This is a genomic window from Kaistella jeonii (genome assembly GCF_000812865.1).
Taxonomy (GTDB): domain Bacteria; phylum Bacteroidota; class Bacteroidia; order Flavobacteriales; family Weeksellaceae; genus Kaistella; species Kaistella jeonii.
This window is the reverse complement of the sequence record NZ_JSYL01000002.1, coordinates 418,563-440,741: the sequence shown is the minus strand read 5'-3', so window position 1 is coordinate 440,741 and position 22,179 is coordinate 418,563. Positions and strand designations below refer to the sequence as shown.

Annotated in this window: 21 protein-coding genes, 1 other RNA gene and 1 riboswitch; of the genes, 11 read left to right on the top strand and 11 right to left on the bottom strand. The window is 33.0% G+C overall.

The genetic code is table 11. From position 1 onward, the window contains the following. Window positions 1-43 precede the first annotated feature (43 nt). The 4 genes from OA86_RS04680 to OA86_RS04665 all read right to left on the bottom strand — a co-directional run bounded on the left by OA86_RS04680 (window position 44) and on the right by OA86_RS04665 (window position 6,607). Window positions 44-760, bottom strand: coding sequence for a hypothetical protein (locus OA86_RS04680; protein WP_039349570.1), 717 nt, complete (start codon window positions 758-760; stop codon window positions 44-46). An 86-nt stretch (window positions 761-846) separates the two neighbouring features. Beyond that, window positions 847-3,720, bottom strand: coding sequence for a type I restriction endonuclease subunit R (locus tag OA86_RS04675; protein WP_039349567.1), 2,874 nt, complete (start codon window positions 3,718-3,720; stop codon window positions 847-849). 6 nt (window positions 3,721-3,726) lie between these two features. After that, window positions 3,727-4,917, bottom strand: coding sequence for a restriction endonuclease subunit S (locus OA86_RS15250; protein ID WP_052257386.1), 1,191 nt, complete (start codon window positions 4,915-4,917; stop codon window positions 3,727-3,729). A 1-nt stretch (window position 4,918) separates the two neighbouring features. Next, window positions 4,919-6,607 carry a type I restriction-modification system subunit M gene (locus OA86_RS04665; protein WP_039349564.1) on the bottom strand — a complete coding sequence of 563 codons (1,689 nt, stop codon included), beginning with the start codon at window positions 6,605-6,607 and terminating at the stop codon, window positions 4,919-4,921. Window positions 6,608-7,062: 455 nt separating this feature from the next. Here OA86_RS04665 and OA86_RS04660 point away from each other — a divergent pair, with 455 nt between their 5' ends. From OA86_RS04660 to OA86_RS04635, 6 genes are all read left to right on the top strand, one after another. Beyond that, window positions 7,063-8,406, top strand: a complete 1,344-nt coding sequence (locus OA86_RS04660) for a site-specific integrase (protein ID WP_039349561.1) — start codon at window positions 7,063-7,065, stop codon at window positions 8,404-8,406. Beyond that, window positions 8,406-8,702 (top strand): helix-turn-helix transcriptional regulator, encoded by a 297-nt coding sequence (locus OA86_RS04655; protein ID WP_039349558.1) that lies wholly within the window; start codon window positions 8,406-8,408, stop codon window positions 8,700-8,702. The genes OA86_RS04660 and OA86_RS04655 overlap by 1 nt, the downstream gene beginning before the upstream one ends. A 1-nt stretch (window position 8,703) precedes the next feature. Next, window positions 8,704-8,809, top strand: a riboswitch (SAM-I-IV-variant riboswitch). Window positions 8,810-8,932: 123 nt separating this feature from the next. Further along, window positions 8,933-10,456, top strand: a complete 1,524-nt coding sequence (locus OA86_RS04650) for a hypothetical protein (RefSeq protein WP_039349554.1) — start codon at window positions 8,933-8,935, stop codon at window positions 10,454-10,456. Window position 10,457: 1 nt separating this feature from the next. Next, window positions 10,458-10,979, top strand: coding sequence for a hypothetical protein (locus tag OA86_RS04645; protein ID WP_039349550.1), 522 nt, complete (start codon window positions 10,458-10,460; stop codon window positions 10,977-10,979). 7 nt (window positions 10,980-10,986) lie between these two features. Continuing rightward, the gene (locus OA86_RS04640) at window positions 10,987-11,784 is read left to right on the top strand and encodes a hypothetical protein (protein WP_126340454.1); all 798 of its coding nucleotides are present in this window, start codon (window positions 10,987-10,989) and stop codon (window positions 11,782-11,784) included. A 2-nt stretch (window positions 11,785-11,786) separates the two neighbouring features. Further along, window positions 11,787-11,996: a hypothetical protein gene (locus OA86_RS04635; protein WP_039349544.1), complete on the top strand. Its 210-nt coding sequence runs from the start codon at window positions 11,787-11,789 to the stop codon at window positions 11,994-11,996. A gap of 304 nt (window positions 11,997-12,300) precedes the next feature. On the opposite strand, the gene OA86_RS04630 is transcribed toward OA86_RS04635, so the two are convergent. The 5 genes from OA86_RS04630 to ssrA all read right to left on the bottom strand — a co-directional run bounded on the left by OA86_RS04630 (window position 12,301) and on the right by ssrA (window position 17,731). Further along, the gene (locus OA86_RS04630; protein ID WP_039349542.1) at window positions 12,301-13,308 is read right to left on the bottom strand and encodes a retropepsin-like aspartic protease family protein; all 1,008 of its coding nucleotides are present in this window, start codon (window positions 13,306-13,308) and stop codon (window positions 12,301-12,303) included. Window positions 13,309-13,362: 54 nt separating this feature from the next. Next, the gene (locus tag OA86_RS04625) at window positions 13,363-13,782 is read right to left on the bottom strand and encodes a hypothetical protein (protein ID WP_039349539.1); all 420 of its coding nucleotides are present in this window, start codon (window positions 13,780-13,782) and stop codon (window positions 13,363-13,365) included. A gap of 314 nt (window positions 13,783-14,096) precedes the next feature. Beyond that, window positions 14,097-14,486, bottom strand: coding sequence for a hypothetical protein (locus tag OA86_RS04620; protein ID WP_039349536.1), 390 nt, complete (start codon window positions 14,484-14,486; stop codon window positions 14,097-14,099). Window positions 14,487-14,553: 67 nt separating this feature from the next. After that, the gene (locus OA86_RS04615) at window positions 14,554-16,875 is read right to left on the bottom strand and encodes a T9SS type A sorting domain-containing protein (protein ID WP_039349534.1); all 2,322 of its coding nucleotides are present in this window, start codon (window positions 16,873-16,875) and stop codon (window positions 14,554-14,556) included. A gap of 457 nt (window positions 16,876-17,332) precedes the next feature. Beyond that, window positions 17,333-17,731: a transfer-messenger RNA gene (ssrA, locus tag OA86_RS15510) on the bottom strand. A gap of 645 nt (window positions 17,732-18,376) precedes the next feature. On the opposite strand from ssrA, the gene OA86_RS15245 reads away from it, so the two are divergent. The 5 genes from OA86_RS15245 to OA86_RS04585 all read left to right on the top strand — a co-directional run bounded on the left by OA86_RS15245 (window position 18,377) and on the right by OA86_RS04585 (window position 21,367). After that, window positions 18,377-19,174 carry a hypothetical protein gene (locus tag OA86_RS15245; protein ID WP_052257385.1) on the top strand — a complete coding sequence of 266 codons (798 nt, stop codon included), beginning with the start codon at window positions 18,377-18,379 and terminating at the stop codon, window positions 19,172-19,174. Next, entirely contained in the window at window positions 19,174-19,938 is a 765-nt protein-coding gene (locus OA86_RS04600) for a carboxypeptidase-like regulatory domain-containing protein (RefSeq protein ID WP_052257384.1), read from the top strand. The genes OA86_RS15245 and OA86_RS04600 overlap by 1 nt, the downstream gene beginning before the upstream one ends. Before the next feature lie 74 nt (window positions 19,939-20,012). After that, window positions 20,013-20,744, top strand: coding sequence for an SIMPL domain-containing protein (locus tag OA86_RS04595; RefSeq protein WP_039349513.1), 732 nt, complete (start codon window positions 20,013-20,015; stop codon window positions 20,742-20,744). Window positions 20,745-20,853: 109 nt separating this feature from the next. Then, window positions 20,854-21,108, top strand: coding sequence for a type II toxin-antitoxin system Phd/YefM family antitoxin (locus OA86_RS04590; protein ID WP_039349510.1), 255 nt, complete (start codon window positions 20,854-20,856; stop codon window positions 21,106-21,108). 1 nt (window position 21,109) lies between these two features. Further along, entirely contained in the window at window positions 21,110-21,367 is a 258-nt protein-coding gene (locus OA86_RS04585; protein ID WP_039349507.1) for a Txe/YoeB family addiction module toxin, read from the top strand. Here the strand turns inward: OA86_RS04585 and OA86_RS04580 are convergent. Both OA86_RS04580 and OA86_RS04575 read right to left on the bottom strand, forming a co-directional pair. Continuing rightward, a complete protein-coding gene (locus tag OA86_RS04580; protein WP_039349504.1) occupies window positions 21,358-21,870 on the bottom strand; it encodes a GNAT family N-acetyltransferase in 513 nt (170 codons plus the stop codon). The two genes, OA86_RS04585 and OA86_RS04580, sit on opposite strands and share 10 nt — an antisense overlap. After that, entirely contained in the window at window positions 21,867-22,088 is a 222-nt protein-coding gene (locus OA86_RS04575) for a PspC family transcriptional regulator (RefSeq protein ID WP_039349501.1), read from the bottom strand. Before OA86_RS04575 ends, OA86_RS04580 begins: the two co-directional genes overlap by 4 nt. Between the last annotated feature and the right edge of the window lie 91 nt (window positions 22,089-22,179).

Sequence of the window (22,179 nt, the reverse complement as noted above, 5' to 3'; positions counted from 1 at the left end):
TAAATTAAACAATTCTCCTTAAATTTATAAATGTGAATTATTCTTAGATTGAGGGGCTAGAAGTTTGAGTATTGCTTTTGTTATCTAATAAAGAAATAATCTCACCAAGAAATGCAAAGATGTCATTCAAACTTTCGGTACATAATTCAGGTGATATAAGATTTATTTGGATTTTTTTATGCTTCTCTTCAATTTTAATTCCTTTATAATTTTTGCATATTTCTTTTATCTTATTTACATCACTAGTGCTACTGAGAGCTATTTCACCTTTCTGGTGAGCGAACTTATTTCTTACAAATTGATAATCCTTTATTTTCGACCAACTTTTAAGTGATGTAATCGGTAGATGTTCTGTTTGTGTTAAATATATGTTTACTTTATCTAAATCTGAGTTTCCTTTTAAGTCTTTAACTCCGAAAGGTATACTATTTCTTTTTTGATGGAAGGAGCAAATTTTATTTAATTCGTGTTCCAAATGCATTATAACAAGAGACATAAAAGAACTTCTAAAGTTATTCGTAAAAATGGAACCAAATTTCATGTTTTCGTCAATTAAATTATCATGCAGGAAATCTAAATATTCAGCGTCTTCTTTTTGATTTTTTTTTAGTTCATGAATTTCGTTGTATTTAATTTCAATTGCAGAGATTTTACTACTTACAAATTCCTCATATTCTTTTAAATAATCTTCCAACTCAATTACTGTAATATGATGAGAAAGTTTAAAAATCGAGTAGGGCATGGGTTTGCTTCGGCTCATTTTGTTATGTTGTTAATCGAAATTGCAGCTTTTTTATAGTTATCGAATAATAATACTGTTAATTCGGAAAGTTGATTAAATTATAATTAAACAAATCCACTCACAAATGTATTAACAAAATCCATGATGCGATGAGAAATTCTTTCAGTGGTTGCTGACCTTTCTTTCAAGGCTGGTCTATATAACATTGTTCCTACGATATCTTCTCTTAATGGCTTCTTGTTCGTGTATAAGTATTCTCCGATGATAGATTCTAACTTTTCAGTGTCTAGTTTCTCATCTGCTCCAAGTCTCTGGATGGCATCTTTCCGTTCTCTTTCTACATAACCTTCAAACTCATCCTGAACAGTATCAGAATCAGTAATGTGAGGCAGATTCTTTTCAATGAATCTTTCAATCAATTCTTTCTTGCTACGTAGAGTGACCTCACTGCTCAACATATCCATTATCACCTGAATTTGTTTCTGTTTATCCTTGGATTTAGAATCAACCAATTTTGCAAGGAGCTGAAGAATGTATACTACGTTGACCTCATCACGATGAATCAGTTCTACTTCAAAATCTAAATCGTCAAGGATTGATTCCTTTTGACCTGTTGTACTTCTTCCGTCATATAAATCCAGATACTTGCTTTTGTAGTCTTCAAATTCCTGCTCTGTCATGTGCAATGCAGTACTGTCAAACTCTGCAAACTGACCCAGCTTATTTCGAATTCTCATTAGTGTACGGAACAATTTGATGAATTCTGCCTGTGAGTCTTCATCCTGTAAATCGTTCACACTTTGAACTGAAGGAACCAGCTCCTTTAATTCATCATAAGCCTCATTAAACTTCTCTATTACATCTTCCAGTGGAGGCATGAAAATATCCTCTTTGGCATTCTTATCAGCAAACAATGCAATGGCTTCATCTGTTGCATCTTTCAGGTTTCGGAAGCAAACAATATTTCCCTGTGATTTCAGGTCGTCATAGATTCGATTAGTTCGGGAAAATGCCTGGATTAAACCATGATGCTTAAGGTTTTTATCAACGTAAAGGGTATTAAGTGTCTTACTGTCAAAACCAGTAAGTAGCATGTTGACAACAATTAGTAAGTCAATGTCTTTATGTTTCACTCTTTTGGTGATGTCCTCGTAATATCTATAGAAACCATTACTTTCTTTGGTGCTAAAGTTCCCTCCGTATTCCTGATTGTATTCTTGGATTACGTTTTCTAACCAACTTCTTACATCTTCAGTTTTGTATTTGGTTCTAGGTTCTGCAACCATTTCCAGAGCCTCATCATCGTCATAAAGTTCATCATCTTCATCGTATTCTGTCCCAGTGGAAGTTCCTGAATCGTCATCTTCAGGATTAGCTATGTAAGTGAATATCGTAGCAACCTTAAGGTTGTGTTTTCCCTGGCTTTTAAGCTCTTTAAATAGCTCATAATACGCTCTGGCTTGCTTTGCTCCTCCTACACAAAGGAATGCGTTAAAAGAGCCGTTATGAGTCTTTCTTTGGTGATTGTCAATGATGTAGTTAGTATTGTTTTGTAATCTCTTTGGAGCATTCATTGCCTCAACTTCATCAATAGCAGAAATGTCTTCATCAGAAATTCCACCTTTCTTCTTAAAGGTGCTAAAATACTCAATGCCAAACTTAAGAACGTTCTTATCTCGAATAGCATCTGTAATTACATAGCTGTGAAGTTTTTCTCCGAATAAATCTTTAGTAGTTCTTTTACCTAAATCATTGGTGCTGGCATTTTTTTCAAAAATTGGAGTTCCTGTAAACCCAAACATCTGGCAGTTTTCAAAGAAATCGTTAATGGCTTTATGCGTTCCTCCAAATTGGCTGCGGTGGCATTCATCAAAGAGAAAGATGACCTTTTGTTTCTTCAGGTTTTCAAGCTGGGAGAGGTATTTCTTTTTCTTTATCGCTGTATTCAACTTTTGTAAAGTAGTAACTACTAGTTTGCTATTTCCTTGAAGTTGTTTTACAAGATTAATGGTGTTGGTTGTTGCATTTACGGAATCCTTTTCAAAACTATTAAACTCTTTGGTAGTTTGATAGTCAAGGTCTTTTCGGTCAACTACAAACAGGATTTTATCCACATCTGGATTCTCCGTAAGAACTTGGGCTGCTTTGAAAGAAGTTAGCGTTTTACCACTACCTGTAGTGTGCCATATATAACCATTCTTGGTTGTTTCCTTTACTTGATTAACAATCGCTTCAACAGCATAGTATTGATACGGTCTCAAAACCATTAACCCCTTCTGGGTTTGATTCATTACCATATACTTAGTAATCATTTTTGTGAGATGGCAAGGTTCTAAGAATTCACTTGCAAAAGCATCTAATTCGGTAATGATTTTATTCTCTTTGTCTGCCCAGAAAAAGGTTTGCTTAAAGCTTCTTTGTTGAACTGTTCCATTACAGTAGTACTTTGTATTTACTCCATTGGAAATCACAAATATCTGGATGTACTGAAATAATCCATACCCAGCTTCGTAAGAGTGTCTTTGGTAGCGATTGGTTTGATTAAAAGCTTCTTTCAGTTCTAATCCTCTTCGTTTTAACTCAATTTGTACGAGTGGTAATCCATTCACTAGAATAGTGACATCATACCTGTTCTTGAAAGAGCCTTTCATCTCAATTTGCTGGGCAACCTGAAACTCATTCTGGCACCAAAATTCTTTGTTGATTAGTTCTATCGTTTTATTTTCTCCCAGGTCGTTCATGAACGGAATTCTTTCTCTGAGAGTATGTGCTCTCTGGAAAATACTTCCTTTGTTAATGTAGATGAGAATTTGCTTGAAATCCTTTTCAGAAAGTTTGACCTTGTTGTGGATTTCAAGTTGGTTTTTCAGATTGATAAGAAGTTCCTGTTCATTTTTGATGACCACTTTTTTGTACCTCAACTTTTCAAGTTGGGATATTAAATTGTTCTCAAGGTGTTGTTCTGGTTGTATCGTCATGTCTTTCTACGCAAACATTTCTTGTAATAGTTCTTTCTTCCACAGTTTTGTACTTTTTATTTCGCTCTTTACAAGAGCGATTTTTTCATCAATTTTCTCTAGTAAGCTAGCTATTTTCTTTTGCTCTTTCAAAACAGGAAGTTTTATCCTGCATTCTGAAATTTCCCCCAAATTAATTTTTTTTGGAAACGCAACGTGAATAGTTCGTTCCCAAAGCTCTTTTTGAAAAAAAGGACTTTTTATAAATTGATTTAAATATGCAGAATCTATATGTTCGGAACATTTTAGAAGGGCTAGACTTACATAAAAAGATGCATTAGCATCCCAATTGATTAATTTTGAAGTTCCAATGTCTCCAATTCTCGTCATTAAAATATCACCTTTTTCAAGTTTTACCCTTAAATTTTCTTTGTCAAAAACCTCTTTGGTGATAAATTTTGTTTTGGAAAAATTATCAGCTGTAACGTGTTCAACACTATAAAAAGGAATACCTTCAGAAACGTAAGTAGGTGTTTGATGTGTTCCATCATAAATTTTCACGAGTTTGCCAATTTTAATTTCTTCCCAAGCAGGAAAGTCATTTCCATTATCATCTTTAAACATCAGCTCTTTTGAAAAGAGTTTCTTCATTACTCCTGACTTATACTTTTCAAAAAGTTCTTTTTTTTCATTAAGAAATTCTATTCTATTGTCAGCCTTCTGCATAAAATCAACTATTTTTTCTTGCTCTTTAGTTGATGGAAAAGAAAATTCAAAAGATTTTACAATTTGCGATGATAAGTTACCTTGCCCTCCTTGGAGATACGTTTGAAGTATTTGACTCTTGTCTCTCAGCAATAAATAAAAAAGATAATTAGTGTTTAGTGTTTTTGGTCTAATGCATAATACTGCTTGATTAATTGCTCCATTAATTTTTGAAATAGCTACTGCACCGCTAGTTGCTCCATATAGTGCGTACAACAAATCGCCTTTCTGAACTATTTTAGCAGATGAATTATCAAGTCCATCTTGAGTAATAAATTGTGCAGTTTTATTTTTTGATATTTCCCCTGACCTTATGAACGGGATATTACCTTTAAAATACTTTGTATTGGATGTTAACGGAGTTCCTCCTGAAAAAAAGAAACAATCTTCTACCAGTTTTAACTTGGTAGGTTTACTTTGAAATTCAGGAAACCTTAGTTTTGGTTCTTTCATTTTAAAACGGTGTTGATATTCCTAACTCTGTGCAGTACTTCGAAAGTTCTGAATCGTTTGCAATTATTTCTTTTTCAAGAGCTTTAAGTTTTTGGGCAATTTCTTCGATATCAATTCTTTCTTCGATTTCAAAAACATCTACGTATCTGGGTACATTGAGATTATAGTCATTCTTTTTAATGTCTGCAAAACTTACAATCGCACAAAACTTATCAATATGTTCTCTCTCGTAATAAGCATTAACGATACGTTCTACATCTTCGTCTCTAAGTTCATTTTGATTTCCTATTTTAACGTAGTTTCCTACCGCACTTGCATCAATGAATACGATGTTATCATCAACTTTTCTACATTTTTTCAGTACGATAATACAAGCTGGAATAGAGGTTCCATAAAAAAGATTTCCTGGTAATCCTATTACAGCATCTATTGCATTTAATTTATCAATAAAATACTTTCTTATAAGTCCTTCACTAGAACCTCTAAAAAGGATTCCGTGAGGAAAAACAGATGCTAGAGTTCCATTGTCACTCAACTGATAATACATATGTTGAAGAAATGCAAAATCAGCTTTAGTCTTTGGAGCTAACTTTCCAAACTGGCTAAATCTTTCATCTGTATTATGGAGAGGGTTGTTGTCGGCTTTCCAATGTGCTGAAAAAGGTGGGTTGGCAACAATAGCCTCAAATCTTTGTTCGAGGTGTTTTGGTTCCTCTAAAGTGTCATCATTCTCGATATCAAATCTGCTGTAATGAACGTCATGTAAAAGCATATTCATCCTTGCAAGGTTGAAAGTAGTTCTGTTCATTTCCTGTCCAAAGAATTCGGTTACATCAGTTTCTTTGGCAACTCGAAGTAGGAGGGAGCCTGAACCACAAGTGGGGTCATAGACGTTTTTCAGTCGTTGTTTCTTGTCAGTAACGATTTTAGCAAGGATTTTCGAGATTTGTTGGGGGGTGTAAAATTCACCTGCCGACTTTCCAGCCGTAGAGGCAAACTTTGCAATCAGGTATTCGTAGGCATCACCTAATACATCAGAATTAATATCCTCCAGCTTAAAGTCAATCTCCGATAGTTTGGTAATTATCTCAACAACGATTTCATTTCTTTTGTCTGGAGTTCTACCAAGTTTTGTTGAAGCCAAATCAATATCTTCAAATAGAGCATCGAAGTCTTCCTGGGATTCTGTACCCATCGTGCTTTGCTCAATCTTTCTTAAGACGGCTTCTAAATCTTCTATGATGTGACTACTTGGTCTGTCAATTAATTCAATTTCAAAGTCTTCTTCGTTAACTTTAGTTTTTACGGAACCAAGTGCTTTGGTGTTTCCATTCACACGAATTAAAATATTTGAATAACCTCTAATCGCTGTGGTGGCATTGTTAACTCTTTGCCCTCTAACAACTAGAAAGTCAAATAGTTCTTCTGGCTCTAGGAAATAGCCGAGAGATTCTAATGTTTCCTCTTTGATGGCTTCCAGCGTTTCTTCGTCTTTAACTAAATAATAATCCTCCACTTCTTCTCCTTTCAGAAGGGAATTGGCTTTCAGATATAGTTTCTCAGAAAGGTATTTGTAAAAGATAAATCCTAATATATAATCTCGATAAGCATCTGCATCAATTTTGCCTCGTAGAGCATTGGCAATATCCCATAATTTCTGCTCTAGTAATCGTTTTTGTTCCTCTGACATATGTAAAAAATAAAGTTTTAAATGTACTGAATTTAGGGCAGTCTGCAAAGTCCTCACGTGTGTGCGCAGGAATTTAAATAAAAATAGAATAATATTTGTGTTAAAGTAAGTTAAAGTTTTGTTTATAAAATTTAATTTTATTATGTTTGTAGAGTTATTAAGAGTAGACGTTTTTTGACATTTAGAATCTTTAGAATGTGGGGTTAGAAATAATCTCCGCAGCCAACCTCCAGAGCAATTACTGGGAAGGTGGTGTAATTCCTTTATTGGAATAGATTCGGCTATACACAGCAAAAATTAAAGCTTTGAGATTTCTTTTCTCAAATAATACTTTCATGTATTCCTTTACACTTTATTTATATCTGGTAGTCGATGATTTCCAGGGTTTTTGCATTGTCTGAAATGACAAGATTCTTACTGTTTTCATATTAAATAATTAAATAAAAATATAAAACATGATAAGTGTAAAATACTATTTAAAATCTCCAAAAGAGTTGAAAAACACAATCCTGGTTAGGATTCGTGATGGTCGTAGGTTTGATTTCACATCTGCCACCGATGAGTATGTTAATCTGGAGGATTGGGACGCTAAAAATGGCTGTTGTCTCTCCTCAATCGAAGAGTTAAAAAATGGAAAGATGGTTTCGAGCCGTTCTGCTGAAACAAGAAATAGACTGTCAACTAACGTTCAGGTAAATCGTAATCTCATTAAGTTGTCGGAACTTATTGAAGATGAATATAAAAAATCCGACAAATCCAACATTAGTAAAGAGTGGTTAAGGAGAATTATATATCCTGAACGATTTAAAATCGAGGAGAAAACAGACCCAAATCTCTTAGAATACGCAAGTATTTACCTAGAAGAGAAAACTAAAGAATTTGAAAGAGGTAAAAGAAAAGAAGCTACGCTGACAAAGACAAAGTGTATCATTGAAATTTTAAAACGATTTTTCAGATATGAAGATACTGCTGCACCTATGATGACTGAGATTGACAGGAATTTTCAGCGATGTTATGATGATTATTGCATAGAGGTGGAAGGATATATGAATAGTTATAGCAATAGAACCTTTAAGGCTATCAAGACCATATGTTTTCATGCCTCAGCTAATGGATATCAAATCAATCCTGGAATAAGACATCTGAAAATTCAACTAAGTAGAACGGTATATCCAACTTTATCATTTGAAGAGTTGGAACTACTCGAAAATCATAATTATCAAAAACCTTACTTAGAAAATGCCAGAGATTGGCTTATAGTAGGTGCTTTTTGTGGTCAACGCTGTTCTGATTTTCTAAAATTTAATACTTCAATGATTGAGACTGAATTAGTTGATGGAAAAGAGACGTTTTTCATCTGTTTTACCCAGCAAAAAACGGAAAAACATTTAAGGCTTGCTCTGCATGAAAAAATTGTCAAGATATTAAATAAAAGAAATTGGCAGTTTCCTGGCAGTATTTCTTCCCAAAGATTTAACGAATATATCAAAGAAGTTGCAGAACTGGGAGGTATAACAGAGCCTTGTGAAGGTGGAATTTCAATGGTTGTAGATGAAAAAACAAAAAAAATACGAAAAGTTTTTGGTACTTATCCTAAGTGGAAGCTAATCACTTCGCATTTGTGTCGCAGGAGTTTTTGTACCAATTTCTATGGTTTAATAAGCACTACTGCTTTGATGACAGCTTCAGGTCACACCAACGAAAAGCAGCTACGAGAATATATCCAAGATGTGGATAGAAAGCAAGCTGAAAATTTTGCAAGAGAACTCAACTTAATTAACACAATAAATTTAAAATAATGAACGGAATAACAATTTTAGACAACGATACAGTTGTGGTGAAAGTAGACAAACTTCAACAAATGATTAATGATACTGTCTGGAAACAAATCTCAAGACTTGAACGCAGGTTTGAGGAGTTGAGTCAGCAACAAGATAAAATCGTTACAAAAAATGAAGCGATAAAAATGCTAGGAATAAGTTCTTCAACTTATGATAATTGGATAAAAAATGGAAACCTTGTCGGTCACAAAATCGGTGATAAGCCACTTCTCTATATGTCCGATATAAAAAAAGCAATGAAGCCAGTAAATTAATTTTTAGAATCAAGAGAACTGTTAAATCAGTGTCCAACCGTGTTGTCTGTCATTTTAAGCGGTGGGAAAATGATTCGGAGTCTTCGGGCTCAAATAAAATGATAGAACAACAATTCTCCAGCTTCGTTCTGAAGCATGAATCTTAATTCTATCAACCTAAATGTTTTTTTCAGAGGATTTTTCCATTGAAATGGAGTCCTCTATTTATTAATTAAAAAAATAGAATTTAAATGTCAAATTTCAAAAAAAAGTGGGCTAGAATCCCAAAATCAATTTTCCTTCCCGAAACTATTCTAAAGTTTTTTACTACTAAACTTAACGAAAATCCACCGAAATTTTGGATGAATGAAAAAATTGCAAAGTTCTACTTCCACGTTCTTTTCAGAAAAGTAACTTCAGATTGGGAGAATGAAACATTCGAAACTTACAGCTCGTTATGTTCGGAGATTCTTGACGATTACTCATCCAATTACAATAAGTACTTCGACTATTTTGTAGAGAATAAAATTTTAGATAAACTTAATCACAAGAATTTTCCTGGTCAACCGCCAAGATGTGCCCAATATCGGTTTTCAGCAAAGATTCGGCAGTTAATAGAACTAGATACCCAGTTTAAAATAGTGATGGTAGATATGACTGATGTTAAAACTCGGAATACAGTCATTGAACAACATATAATAGCAGATATAGTCAAGCATAGCGCACGGCACCTGGCAAAGTGGCTAAATAATAAACTTACCATTGACTATGCTGATGCTAAAGAGCTTGTAATGGAAGGCAAAGAATTCTCAAAATATCAAAAAATCTCATATTTGGCAGCCATCGAAAATTTAAATGCTAATAATATTTTTGCTTCACGAAACACAAAGACAGATAATAGAATTCATAGCAACTTAACAAATTTACCAAAAATTTTAAGACCTTTTCTCCGATATGACGGTGAAACTCTTGTGAATTATGACATAAAATCCAGCCAACCGTATTTTATGGTAGCTCTGGTTGAATTTCTATTGCAAAAAAATTCTACTGAGAGCGTTTTAGGAGAGATTGAGTGTAGTGATAGAGGTAGAAATAGTAATATAAATTTAAGTAGAATTATAGATAATAAGATTAAAGATAAATCTTTAATCTGGCAGAACCTACCTTTAGTCCTTTGTTCGTCAGCCTTTCAAAAGGATTATGAAATACTCAAAAACTGGATTTTAGATGGTAAATTTTACAGTGAAATGATGAAGATACTTTATCCTGTTAAACCATATACTGGACGATGGGAAAGAAGAGTTCCAAAAGTAATAGGTAAAGATGTGAATGGAAAAGATGTTACTATAACTATTTCAAAATTTTATGAAGTAAACAACATTGAGGAAGAAAAAGGTATGATAAAAGAGTCCGTCTTTAGCATATTTTATGGTGGTGAAAAAAATCCTGGTAGAGAATTCAAAGATTTTCAAAAACACTTTCCAGCCTTCTGCGAATTTCTTTTAATAATGAAAAAAAATGATAAGACAGATTTTCCAATTTTATTGCAGCAAATAGAATCCACATGTGTTATCGACTTTGTTACGAAAGAAATAGCAAAACGATACCCTGACATGCCCTTGTTTACTATCCACGATTCTATTGCAACCACTGAATCCTGGAGTGAGAATGTAAATCTTAAATCAATCATATGCACCTTAATTGAAGAATTTACCAATGTTCCTCCGATGGTTGAAGAAGAGCATTTTTGTTTAAACTGCTTAAAAAATAATTAGAATGGAAAATCAAATACTTCGAGTAACTTTTGGAGAAACCAATTACTTCACCAAAGTTTTAAAATATAGCCCAAAAGGGTTTGAGATAATCACACTTTTCCCTGTCGAGGGAATAAAATACACTGAAACCTCATCAGAAAACTTTGAGATAGTGAGTTACTTTGAGGAAAGAGTCTTGAAAGCCTACAAAGAAAAGCTCATTTTCGAAATTGAAATAGTTCGCAATCTGCAAGTAATTAAGCAAAAACTGAGAGAGCTGGAATTTTCATTAAGTATTTTCCTGGATGATGAACAATCCTCTGAAAAACAACAAAGGATTAGAAGAATTTTTGGTGAATCCTTTTTTAAGGATAACTTTCCATTCTTTGAATTTACCGATGCCATGGTCAATTATCTCTTAGAATATCTTGAATTTAGGAAAGAGGATATGACTCAAGGCAAACATGTCATTGCTGGCTCAGAAGAGCTCTTTTTAGAAAGCTTCGACAAAAAGACAATTCACTGTATAACTAACAACAAATGACCAATTTATGGAGCTTATTTTAATAACATTCTGTCGCTTTGATTTCTATATTATCAAAGTAACGATTCACACTAAAAATTACATAGAATTTGAGAGCGTGTATCCATTGAAAGGAATTATTGGGGATTACTTTTGTGAAGTGGAAAACTTTTTAGATGATTCTAGTATTCCAGAAATCAAAATGTTTGTCTCGTCAGTTATGGAGGCTTACGACAGCTTTACCAGGAGTATTGAGCCATTTAGCAAATACATCGAAGAAAACCGTGAATCTGATGAAGTTGACGAACTAAAACGACTAGCTGAGAAGTTTATTTCAGTAAATTATAACCATACAAGATTCCATTACTTTTCACAAATTACTGAAACCAACTTTACTGAAATGCACATCAATTATTTTCTTACCCAAACATATCCATTTAATAATGTCTTTAAGATGGATGATGATGCTAAGATAGTTGAAAATTGTATGAACCTGGTTTTGGAACAAAACATCAAGAAAGTGATTTCCATTCACTTTCACGATGATATCTATGCTGGTACGGAGGTGTCGAAAATAATTGAATTAGGCGTAGGTTGCTTCCCAGAGGAAAAGTTGCTTCAAGAGATGTTAATTTGCTATTATTCTTCACCTAGATTGGATACTGATAAAAACCCATTTCAATATGTTCAGTACTTCGAGGATAGATTTAACACCTTTACAGAAGATAAGAAATTAGAGCTCTTTGTTGTCTGCAATACTAACAAAGAACTCTTTATGTATAATCCACTACTTACCAAATTTTTTTTGGAGTATAAAAAACGTTAATCATGCAAGCCTATATTATTATAATACTACAAGAAACTTTTAGCAAATATTACGGACTTCAAGAAGCTTTACAATCTGAAGATAAATTAGTTGCAGACGAAGCATTGACGATGCTTTCGAAATTCACAGGTTTCAGGAAAAGTTATATACTTGAAAATTTGGATAAGATTCTCGAAATTAAAGCTGAGAAGTATAATGTGAATGCAGGATAATTAAACATGCATAGAAAAACTGCTGTAAGCTTTCTTCTACATTATTCTGATAACCGTTTTGAAGACTTTATAATGTGATTATTATTCTACAAAAAAGGATATAGCATTCAAAAACCCCACTTAAGATGATTAAGTAATTGATTGTAAGCGAATTGTATTTCAAGATGTTACTAATTTACCATTGGGGGTTTTTCTCAGTTTCACGTTTCAATACATGCAAATTGACGTTAAAAATTTGTTTATCTTGATAGAGAAATTTTACAATCTGGTCACCGTGTGTAAATCCTAAATTAAGTCGAGGGTTTTATTTTTCTAGTATTAATTTTTCTGAGCTGTTGTCAATTGACCATTTGCTAAATTTATCTAAAAAACTTTTCCCAAGTAGTAATGGGATATTTCCATTTCCTACAGAAGCAGTGACGTTCTTAACAGTGAAAGCTCCAACTTTTACTTCTTTTAGATTTATCCTTCTTTGAGTAACTATTGAGCCGTCAGCAATTTTGTAAAGTCCTGATTCAAGATAGTCTTCCTTTTTAATTAGTCCTTGTGAAATTAAATCTCTCTCAAAATTTGTTGACAGAGAAATTTCACTTGCTCCTGAATCTAATACAAATTGTTTTGTTAAACCATTAACGCTTACAGAAATGCTGTATGTCCCTCTATCCGAATTTAGTTTGACTTCATCTTTTATCTTATTTCCGATAATTACCGAATATAAGGCACTGAAATTTTCTACTGAAAATGGGTCAGAATCTTGATTTTGAAACTCAGGACTAACTTTTATTGATTCAATCAAATATTTAAATGCGTTAAATATCTTATCTCTTTTATTCTCATTTACGAAAGATAATTTAAATTGATATTTATTCTCAGCAGTTCCAGCAATTAGATAAGCTGTCTTACTATCTACAACATTATTTTTGAAACTTACTGAGTACCTCTTTCCTATAACATAATAACATGGCGAACTGTCGTTGCACTTAAAATTTATCAAAAACTCATTATTATAATCTATACTTTTACTTATATTAATTTTGTCAATTTTACCTGAATAAGCCCATTCAGTACCATATGAATTACCATTTTTACTAGAATCAGGAAAAAATTTATTAAGCTCACTATTAAAATCGACCCAATACTGATTGCTACTCTTATCTTGGGAAACTTTAAAATTTCTTTCAGAAGTAATTTTCAATTTAAACTGGTCCTGTAAATTAGTGTTAATGTAATTGATTGTTTCATCAATCGTTAGTTGTTGTGCAAAAGTAAAGGTAGATAGTATAATGCTTAACAGTAATAATTTGTGTTTCATTGTCTGATAGGTTTTGCTCCTTTTTAAAATAATTTCAAAATAATTTTGTACATCTTACCTAAAAATTTTATAATACCAATTGCCGACATCTTTTTTTATGTACTCCCAATTTTCACATATAGTCAATGCTAGTTTGAATGTAGCTCGATTTGATTTAACGGGATTTGCAGTTAGATAACCATAGAAGTTGCCGTCTGAATCAATGATTTTAGGTGGATTATTTCCCACTGGATTAAAAGGAGAATAGGAACTTACTGGACCGCCATAAGTTCCTACTTCATTCCAAATTGAAGTTGAACTAACTGGAGAGCCATAATTTCCTACTTCGTTCCATATAGAATTAGAACTAACATTGTTGCAATTTAAGCAACCTAAGTAAACAGCTTCGTTTTTACCACCATACAATTGTAAAGTTTTCTGTGCGTAAAATTGTGCAGATATCGATAGTATGCAAACAATAATATAAGCTCTCATAAAAGTTGTTTAATTAGGTTAAATTCATGCTATAATTTGTATTAGCAATATAGTGATTGTACTATTATTAGATGGATAGTAACAAATTCCTAGGTCATCTATGCAGTAAATATATGATAAATCCTTATAAATTGTAAGTCTCGATACAATCATACTATATGTTCCTAAAAAGAAATATCAATATTTTTACTTAAATAATTATTGTACAAAAACTTTTAAGATAGACTTGTTTTATCTTTTTATTAAGAGGGATTACAGATATTAAATTTTTGAAATCTAATATTATTATTTATCTAATTTGTTTTCTCTAAATATCAAAACTTCTTAAAGAATTCTTCCATTCTGTATGGCTCTTTGTTCAATTTTTTAAGTTCAATAAATTTTTTCGCATTTTTTATTAAATCTAAGACCTGCGTGTATTTAGGGATTTTATTAAATCTTTTTTTGTATGTCTCATATGAAACTTCCGATGATTTTATTTCAAATATATCAAGCATTTCACTCCATCCTTTCTCCTTTAGTTGCATGTCATGAGGAGACAACTTTTTTTTGGTTGGTTTAGGATTAATGACATTTGTTTTTTTTGCATTCCGAGCAATGATTAAAAGAACATTTTCTTTTTTAACTTTCTTTTTTTGAAGAGCTCTAAATCTTTGGTTTTGTCTGGAAAATATTAATGCAGTTCTAATTTTTCTTTTACTCATAATTAGAAAAGGGTGGTTGTGGCGTTAACTTTTGTTCCCCTTGGCGGAAATAATAATATGATGTGATTTATTCTTTAATAATTTTACTCATTTTTATTTCTCTACCATCTTTATCCTTAAAGACAATAAAATAAAAACCTTTAGGTAGTTTTACAATGTTGATATGAGATACTTTTTTTTGTGAAGCTACTTTTTGACCAGAAATATTATAAAGTGTAATATCCCCTTCTCCTGTAAAATAAATTATATCCTTAACTGGATTAGGATATGAAACAATATTTCTTTTATTATTACTTTCGTTTGTTGCAAGATTTTCTATATTAATGTATTTTGCGTAGGCTCCTCGTGAATTATTATATACAGTAACCAATTTATTATTATTTGAGAGTACTAATGAAGGATAATTTCCTTTTCCTGCATTGAAATTTGTATTTCCTACGGTACTCATATTATTTCCATCATAATTTAAAACCGATAATTTATCATTTGTTAAATTAACTATAAACAATTTATTTCCGATGGTTCTGAGTTGGGTATTGAAAGTTGAGACAAAGCTAGTTCCTACATTTTGCCAATTCTGACCATTAAACTTTATCAAATTATTATCTCTGTGCGAATATAGAATACCATTCATAATTTCAAGTGATTTTCCAGTTCCAATGAGCTCCCAAGAAGAAGTTGGAGTAGACAGCCTTGTTATATCTGAATCTAATGCAACATATATGATGTTTGGATTTATATTTCTTTCGACCTTCATGGACAAATTATTTGAGAGTCCACCGAAATGTTCGCTATAGGTAACGTTTTTCCAGCTAGTTCCGTCATATTTTTTTATAAAAAGCTGAAAGTCTCCACTATTATTAGGAGCTGTATAAGCTATAATTAATTCGTTTGATGAGTTGTAATCTAAAGAAAGAACTGTCCTGTACGGTGATGAAATTAAAGAATGAGGTGAAACAATATCTATCCATGAATTATTTTCAAATTTTTTTACTTTTATCCTATGATTTGGAAAAGAAGAATCACGTTCAACATATGCGATGTATAGTTGGTCAGCAGCATCCGAAATTAGAGATATAGCTTCTTTATCTGTCGCCCATAGATTGTCATTAATAACTCCACCAAAGTCTGTCCATTGTCCATTGAAGTATTTTTTAATTCGTAAACTATTGTTTTGAGTGGTGTCATTCGATAGGTAGTGATATTCTATATATGGCAAATAAATATTGTTTTGCTTATCACTAATTGCTGTGCCCATATTATCTAAACCTTTCGCATTATTATCTGTAATTGGTTCTTCACCTACTACTAACCAATTATTATTGCTTAATTTTTTCACAGTAAGCATTTTTCCGTTAGATACATCATCTTTGTATGCTATTAAGACGTTGTTATTTGAGTCAATAGATAAGGACCTGTAGTTGGTTGGTAGGTCATCAAAGTTCATGTAGCCTATCTTAGACCATTCTGTGGAGTATCTGTATACTGAAGTAAAGTCATAAGTAGTTTTACAAACAATGTAAATATTATTATTTGAATCGAAAGCAATATCAAAATCGTCAGACTCCGAATCAGAAAAGCCTTGATTGCCAATAGTATTCCAGTTACCTGCTGAAAACTTTAATAAAGTAGCTTTATTATTAACAGCCCCATCTTTATATAGAAAACATAATTCGTTGTTTTTGTTGAATTTAATTTTCACAGAAGATGCTATTCCATTTGTAAAGCTCCGATTCCCTAAATAGTTCCATGAAGAACCATCAAAGCTTTTAACGCTACCTTTATTACTATACAAACCATCGGTATACCCAACAAATGGTGTATTTGCATTGTCGAAGTCAAGACTAATTGAACTCGCAGAACCTTCTGAAAAACCATCATTACCTAACTGTTCCCAATTGGAGCCGCTATATTTTTTTAGGGAAGTCTTATTGCCATTTGTTGAATTAAGAAATGCGATATATGGTATGTTACTCTTGATTTTTAAATCGAAGGGATAACTTGTGTAAGAGGATGTGTTTCCCACTGTAATCCAATCAACTCCATCAAATTTTTTGACAATAATTGTGTTGTCTTTGTAAGAGACATAAGGATTATTGTTGCTGTCAAATTCCAACGAGATAAAGGTAACGGCTGCACCTGAAAATCCTGGTATACCAACAGTTTCCCATTTGTTATTTATAAATCTTCTAACTGTTATTTTTTTGTTCATCAATCCGTCAGAAAATGCAACATAAGGTACGTTATTGTTATCATGCTTAAGTTTTGAGTAATCAGCAACTCCATAGGAAGGTTGATTGAAATCATCAGGTCCAAGAGGTTGCCACAAATTTTGAGAGTAGGAAACCGTTGCAATCAACAGCGTTAAAATGTAAAGTGTTTTTTTCATTTATTATGTTTTTATTAAAAGTTTGCAATATGTCCCTAGTTTGTATTGTCCGTAGAATTTTAAGTCAGCTAAAGCCCCGTTTATCAAATTTCCACTTGTTTAGATTTACGTTATCATTTTCAATAATTTGATTTACACAAATATATGGAATTAATGAATATTACATTTAATTCAATTTTTTAGTAGGATTAAGGTCGAAAAATTTATAATTATACTAATTAGTTTTGGTATATCATTTTTCGAATATGTAAATATACCCTATCCATATACATGGCATCCCCGTATCATATTTTGATTTTTAAGCATACCCCCTAGTAAATCTATCAAACTTAAATGAGGGTAAAGAATCAAAAATATCAAACTTTTTTTAATAAAGTTTTCGATGTGGAGAACTGGTGGAGAAAGATTTGTTTAAATAAAAATAACCCACTGAAAAACAGCGGGTTATTTAATTAAAATGTGGAGTTGGAGGGATTCGAACCCTCGTCCAAACAAGCAACACATAAGACTTCTACATGCTTATTCTGCAGTTAATTTTCGATTGCAAACAGAGTACAGACACCCAACTTACAACTTATCTTCTGAAGTTTTCGTGAATTAGCCGAAGTAACTAAAACCTTATTTCCGCATTGCTATACCCCAGGATCAGACGTCGCGAAACAGAACTTCTGTGGGATATCTTACCTCCTTACTATCTTCGGGAGAGCGCTGAATCCTACTGTAATTCGGATTAAGCTGCAAGAGCAAACTCTTGGTCGCCAGTTAAAATTTTGTGACAAGGGATTAAAGAGATCGCGTCACGGTTCTCTGCATGCAATCTTACCCATTGATCTTGCTGTCGAAACCAGTCAACCCCAATTTTGTAAGACCACAAAGATAAACAAATAATTTTCAGAAATAAAATTCATTTTCAAACTGAGTGGAGTTGAAGTTTGGGCGTAACCTTCATTCCGCACCCTAAATTATTCTTCAAAGCAGAGGACCTTTCCAGCGGAATTCAGGTCGGGCTGTACGTTGCAATCTTTTTTGGGGAACTGAGCGCTCGCTTCGCTCGCGCCCAATTCCCCAAAAAAGGATTTCCACTGCCATCCCTTACGCAAGACTCAGTTTTTTATAGAAATTTAAAAAAATTAATAAAGAAATTCGTTCCCAAAATCGTTTCAAACTAACTCTTTCCTACCTAGAACGCTGTCACGGTTTCAAACCGTGACAGCGTTGATCCGATTTTCATCGCTTTTCATTTCATAAGTCAAATGTCTTTTAGTCATTCCTAAATAGCGTGATAAGGAAATCTTTGTCTCGTACTTAAGAGGAGATTAAAAAAAATCTACCCAAGAAGCAACCCCGTAAAACGCAATCATTAAAAACCTTAACAAAAAACAAAATCTAAAATTCAAAAAAAATCATAAAACCCCTTAAAACCGGTTAAAATTAATACCAATAATTCGCAAATCATTAAACAAGTGTTTTATAAAATTACTTTTACGTCAAATAAAACTGCATGAAAACAAAACTACTCTTTCTCTTCTTTTTTGTAATTTCAATTTCCGCCTTTTCGCAGGAATATATTTTCGGAAAAGTTTCTTCTGAGTTTGGGAATGATTTACAGGAAGTCACTATTCTCAATGTAAGATCCGACGAAAAAGCCTTCACCGACAAGCATGGAAATTACATGATCGCTGCGAAGTCTTTCGATGAATTGCGCTTTGTAAAAAGTGGTTACGATAGAAATTCAGTGAAAGTTTCTTCGCAAAATTATTCTCAACCACTCAATATATCGCTTTTGAAAACTCCTTATCTCATCCCGGAAGTAGAGCTCGCTTTCCATGCGACAGGAAATTTGAGAAAAGATATCAAAAATTTAGAACTTCCAAAAAGAGTAGTTGCTCTAAATTCGGATATGAGATCTTATATGAAAAGTCCGTTAACCGATGTTTTCCCCAAACTTTCTACACCATCAGCATTTGCGGCACCGAATTATAGTGCAGGACAAGTCAATATTTTAGGAATTGCTTCTGCGTTATCAGGGTTATTGGGCAAAGCGAAAAATCCTGCGCCTACGACCGCGTCTTATGCAGAAACCCAGGATTTTTATCGCTGGATAAAAAATACTTTAGATTTAAGTTTTTACACCGCTCGAGGTTTTGACGAAGAAGACATTGACCGTTTTTTAATTTATGCTGATGCATCTTATTCTTTAGCCAAAAAATACCGCAAAACTTTAGATGTTTCTGCCATCAGTTCAGATATGAAAATGGCTTATATTCAATATATAAAAACCCATAAAATTGGTTCTTGATGTTTAGAGTTTTTATAGTATTGCTATTTTGTATTTCGACAACGACTTTTGCGCAAAGAATTTCTGGTGTCGTAACCGACGAAGATCAGAATCCGCTTGCTGCGGTGATGGTTTTTAATCTGCAAACAGAAAAGAAATCTTACACGAATCTCAATGGTGAATTTACCATTGAAGCTTCTGCGAATAACGAACTCAGATTTATCAGGCAGGGTTTTGATCGAAATACAAAAATTATTAATGAGGGAGATTTTACGAGACCTTTCACGATTTCAATTGTAAGAACGGCTCAAGAGATCGAAGAAGTGCAAGTTTCGAAAGTCAGATTAACCGGCGATCTGAATACGGACTCCAGGAATCTAACCAGAATTGATCGGTCTGCGCAGGTTCAGCAAGCAGTCGGCGTTCCAGGACCACCCGAAAAACCTCGGGAAACTCCACCTCCGACTTTAGCAAAAGCTGGTATAATCAAATACGCATTGAGTAATTTAAATTTCAACACTTTATATAAAAATATTTCTGGTGATGGTCGAAGAATGCGGTCTTCATACAAATATGAAGATCTTCAGGATAACATTGCGTGGATCAGAGAAAGAGTGGGTGATGATTACTTCATAAAGATGGAAATTCCGCCAGATAAAATTTCCGAATTTCTTCAGTTTTCAATGGGTTTAAAACCAGACATCAATCGGTGGATCAGAGCTAAAAATCTGTCCAGAGTTCTTTTTGATTTAGAAGAAACTTTACCGAAATATCTTCATCGTTAATTGGAAGACTTTATGTTTTACTCAATTTTTTCACTATCTTTAATGTCTATTATTAACGTAAAAAACACACCTTCATGAACAGAAACATCATTGGAATCGCAATTGCCGCAGTTGGGTTCATCATCGGACTTGCCTTTTTAGGAAACGCGATCAAAAATAGAAACAAAGCAGACAATACCATTTCGGTTACTGGTTTGGGTTCCAATAAATTCACATCCGATCTTATTGCCTGGAGTGGAAATTTTTCCCGCAATAGTTTTGAACTCAAATCCGCGTATGACGAATTGGCGAATGATAAAAAAGTCATTGAAAATTATTTGGTTTCCAAAGGAATTGCAAAAGATCAGATGGTTTTTTCTGCCGTAGATATTCAGAAACAAATTAATTACGGAACAGACGCAAACGGAAGAAGCACTCAAACTTTTGCAGGTTATCAGCTTTCCCAAAAAGTTTCTATCGACAGCAAAGACGTTGCAAAAGTCGAAAACCTTTCAAGAAATATTACAGAGATCATCAATCTTGGAATTGAGTTTACTTCTTCACCACCCAATTATTTCTACACCAAACTCGGAAGTGTAAAACAGCAAATGATTGCCGATGCTACGAAAGATGCAAAACAACGCGCTGAAAAAATTGCAGAAAACTCCGGTGCAAAATTGGGGAATCTTAAAAAAGCAACGATGGGTGTTACACAGATTACTGCACCAAATTCCACAGAAGAATACTCCTACGGCGGAACATTTAATACTTCATCCAAAGACAAAGAAGCGAGTATTACGATTAAATTGGAATATGAGGTGAATTAAAAAGTCACTTTGTTAAAGTTAAAAATCATTTACAAGATTTCTTATTCGATCTCAAATTTGCTTTTTGATTATATTGTACATATATTTGTACAACATAAAATACAGAATCATGATAATTGCAAGCGTTTCAGACTTTAGAAAAGATATAAAATCTTATTTGGACAGGGTTGCAAAGAATTTTGAAACTCTAATTATTAATCGTGGAAAAGAGGATGGTATTGTAGTGATGTCACTTGAAGAATATAATTCATTGATGATTACTAATCACGAATTATCTTCCCGAAAAAATGAGCTGAGATTAGATGCAGCCATTGGAAAACTAAAAAGTGGGAAATCATTTTCTAAAAATTTAATAGAAGAGTAAAATGAAATATGTTTTTGTAGATGAATCCTGGGAAGATTACTTGTACTGGCAGAAAAACGATAAAAAGAAACTCAAACGAATCAACGATTTGCTAAAAGATATTTCAAGAAATCCTTTCGATGGTATTGGAAAGCCAGAACCTTTAAAGCATAAATATTCTGGATTTTGGTCTAGAAGAATTGATGATGAACATCGATTAATTTATAAGTATGAAGAAGATCAAATTTTAATTGCGAAGTGCAGATTTCATTATGACTGATAAACTTTAAGATATAGTTCGTTAATAATTCCTTTCACTTCTTCCACAAAAAAATTACTCATCAAAAATAAATTCATAGGATCTTTTCCCTCGCCATAACTTGGTTGCACATAATTTTCAGAAATAACCGAAAAACCATTTCGAACATAGAAATTAATTCTTCGTTCCGCCATTTCACCTAAATCTTTAGGTTCAGATTCTAAAATGATATCGCCAAATTTCTCCTTCAATTCCTCCAAGATCTGAGAACCTAATTTTAAATTCCGAAACTCTTCAAAAACTTCGAAATGTTCTAAAAAATGAAAATCCTCTAATTTCCAGAGAATTAAGTAACCAACGAAATCATCATAGTTTTTTACCGCAAAGATGAAACAGTCAGGATTTTCAATAAGCTCTAAAAACTGTTCTTTATCTCTTCGTTCATCTACAGGAAAAGTTTTTTCGTAAGCGGAATAGATCCGGGAGAGTTTTTTGCGCGTCTGCAATTCTTCGAGCCAGATCATAAGTCAAAAACACTTGGTCTTCTCGTCACAAACATATCTTTGATCCACAACGTAAAAGCCAGTCCCAAATAGATCAGGAAAAAAACGCCTGCCGTTGCGAAAGTAGAGTAGATAAAAAATACACGAAGTTTAGAAACGGGAATTCCCAGTTTTGCACCCATTCTTGTGAGCACGCCAAACCATTGTTTTTCTAAGTTGTGTCGAAGATTATTGAACATTTTTAAAAATATTTACTCAAAGATAATTAATTTCAAACTTTAAAGTCCACAGTTTTCTTACACAGAATTTAAAGTGAAAACATTTTTGAAA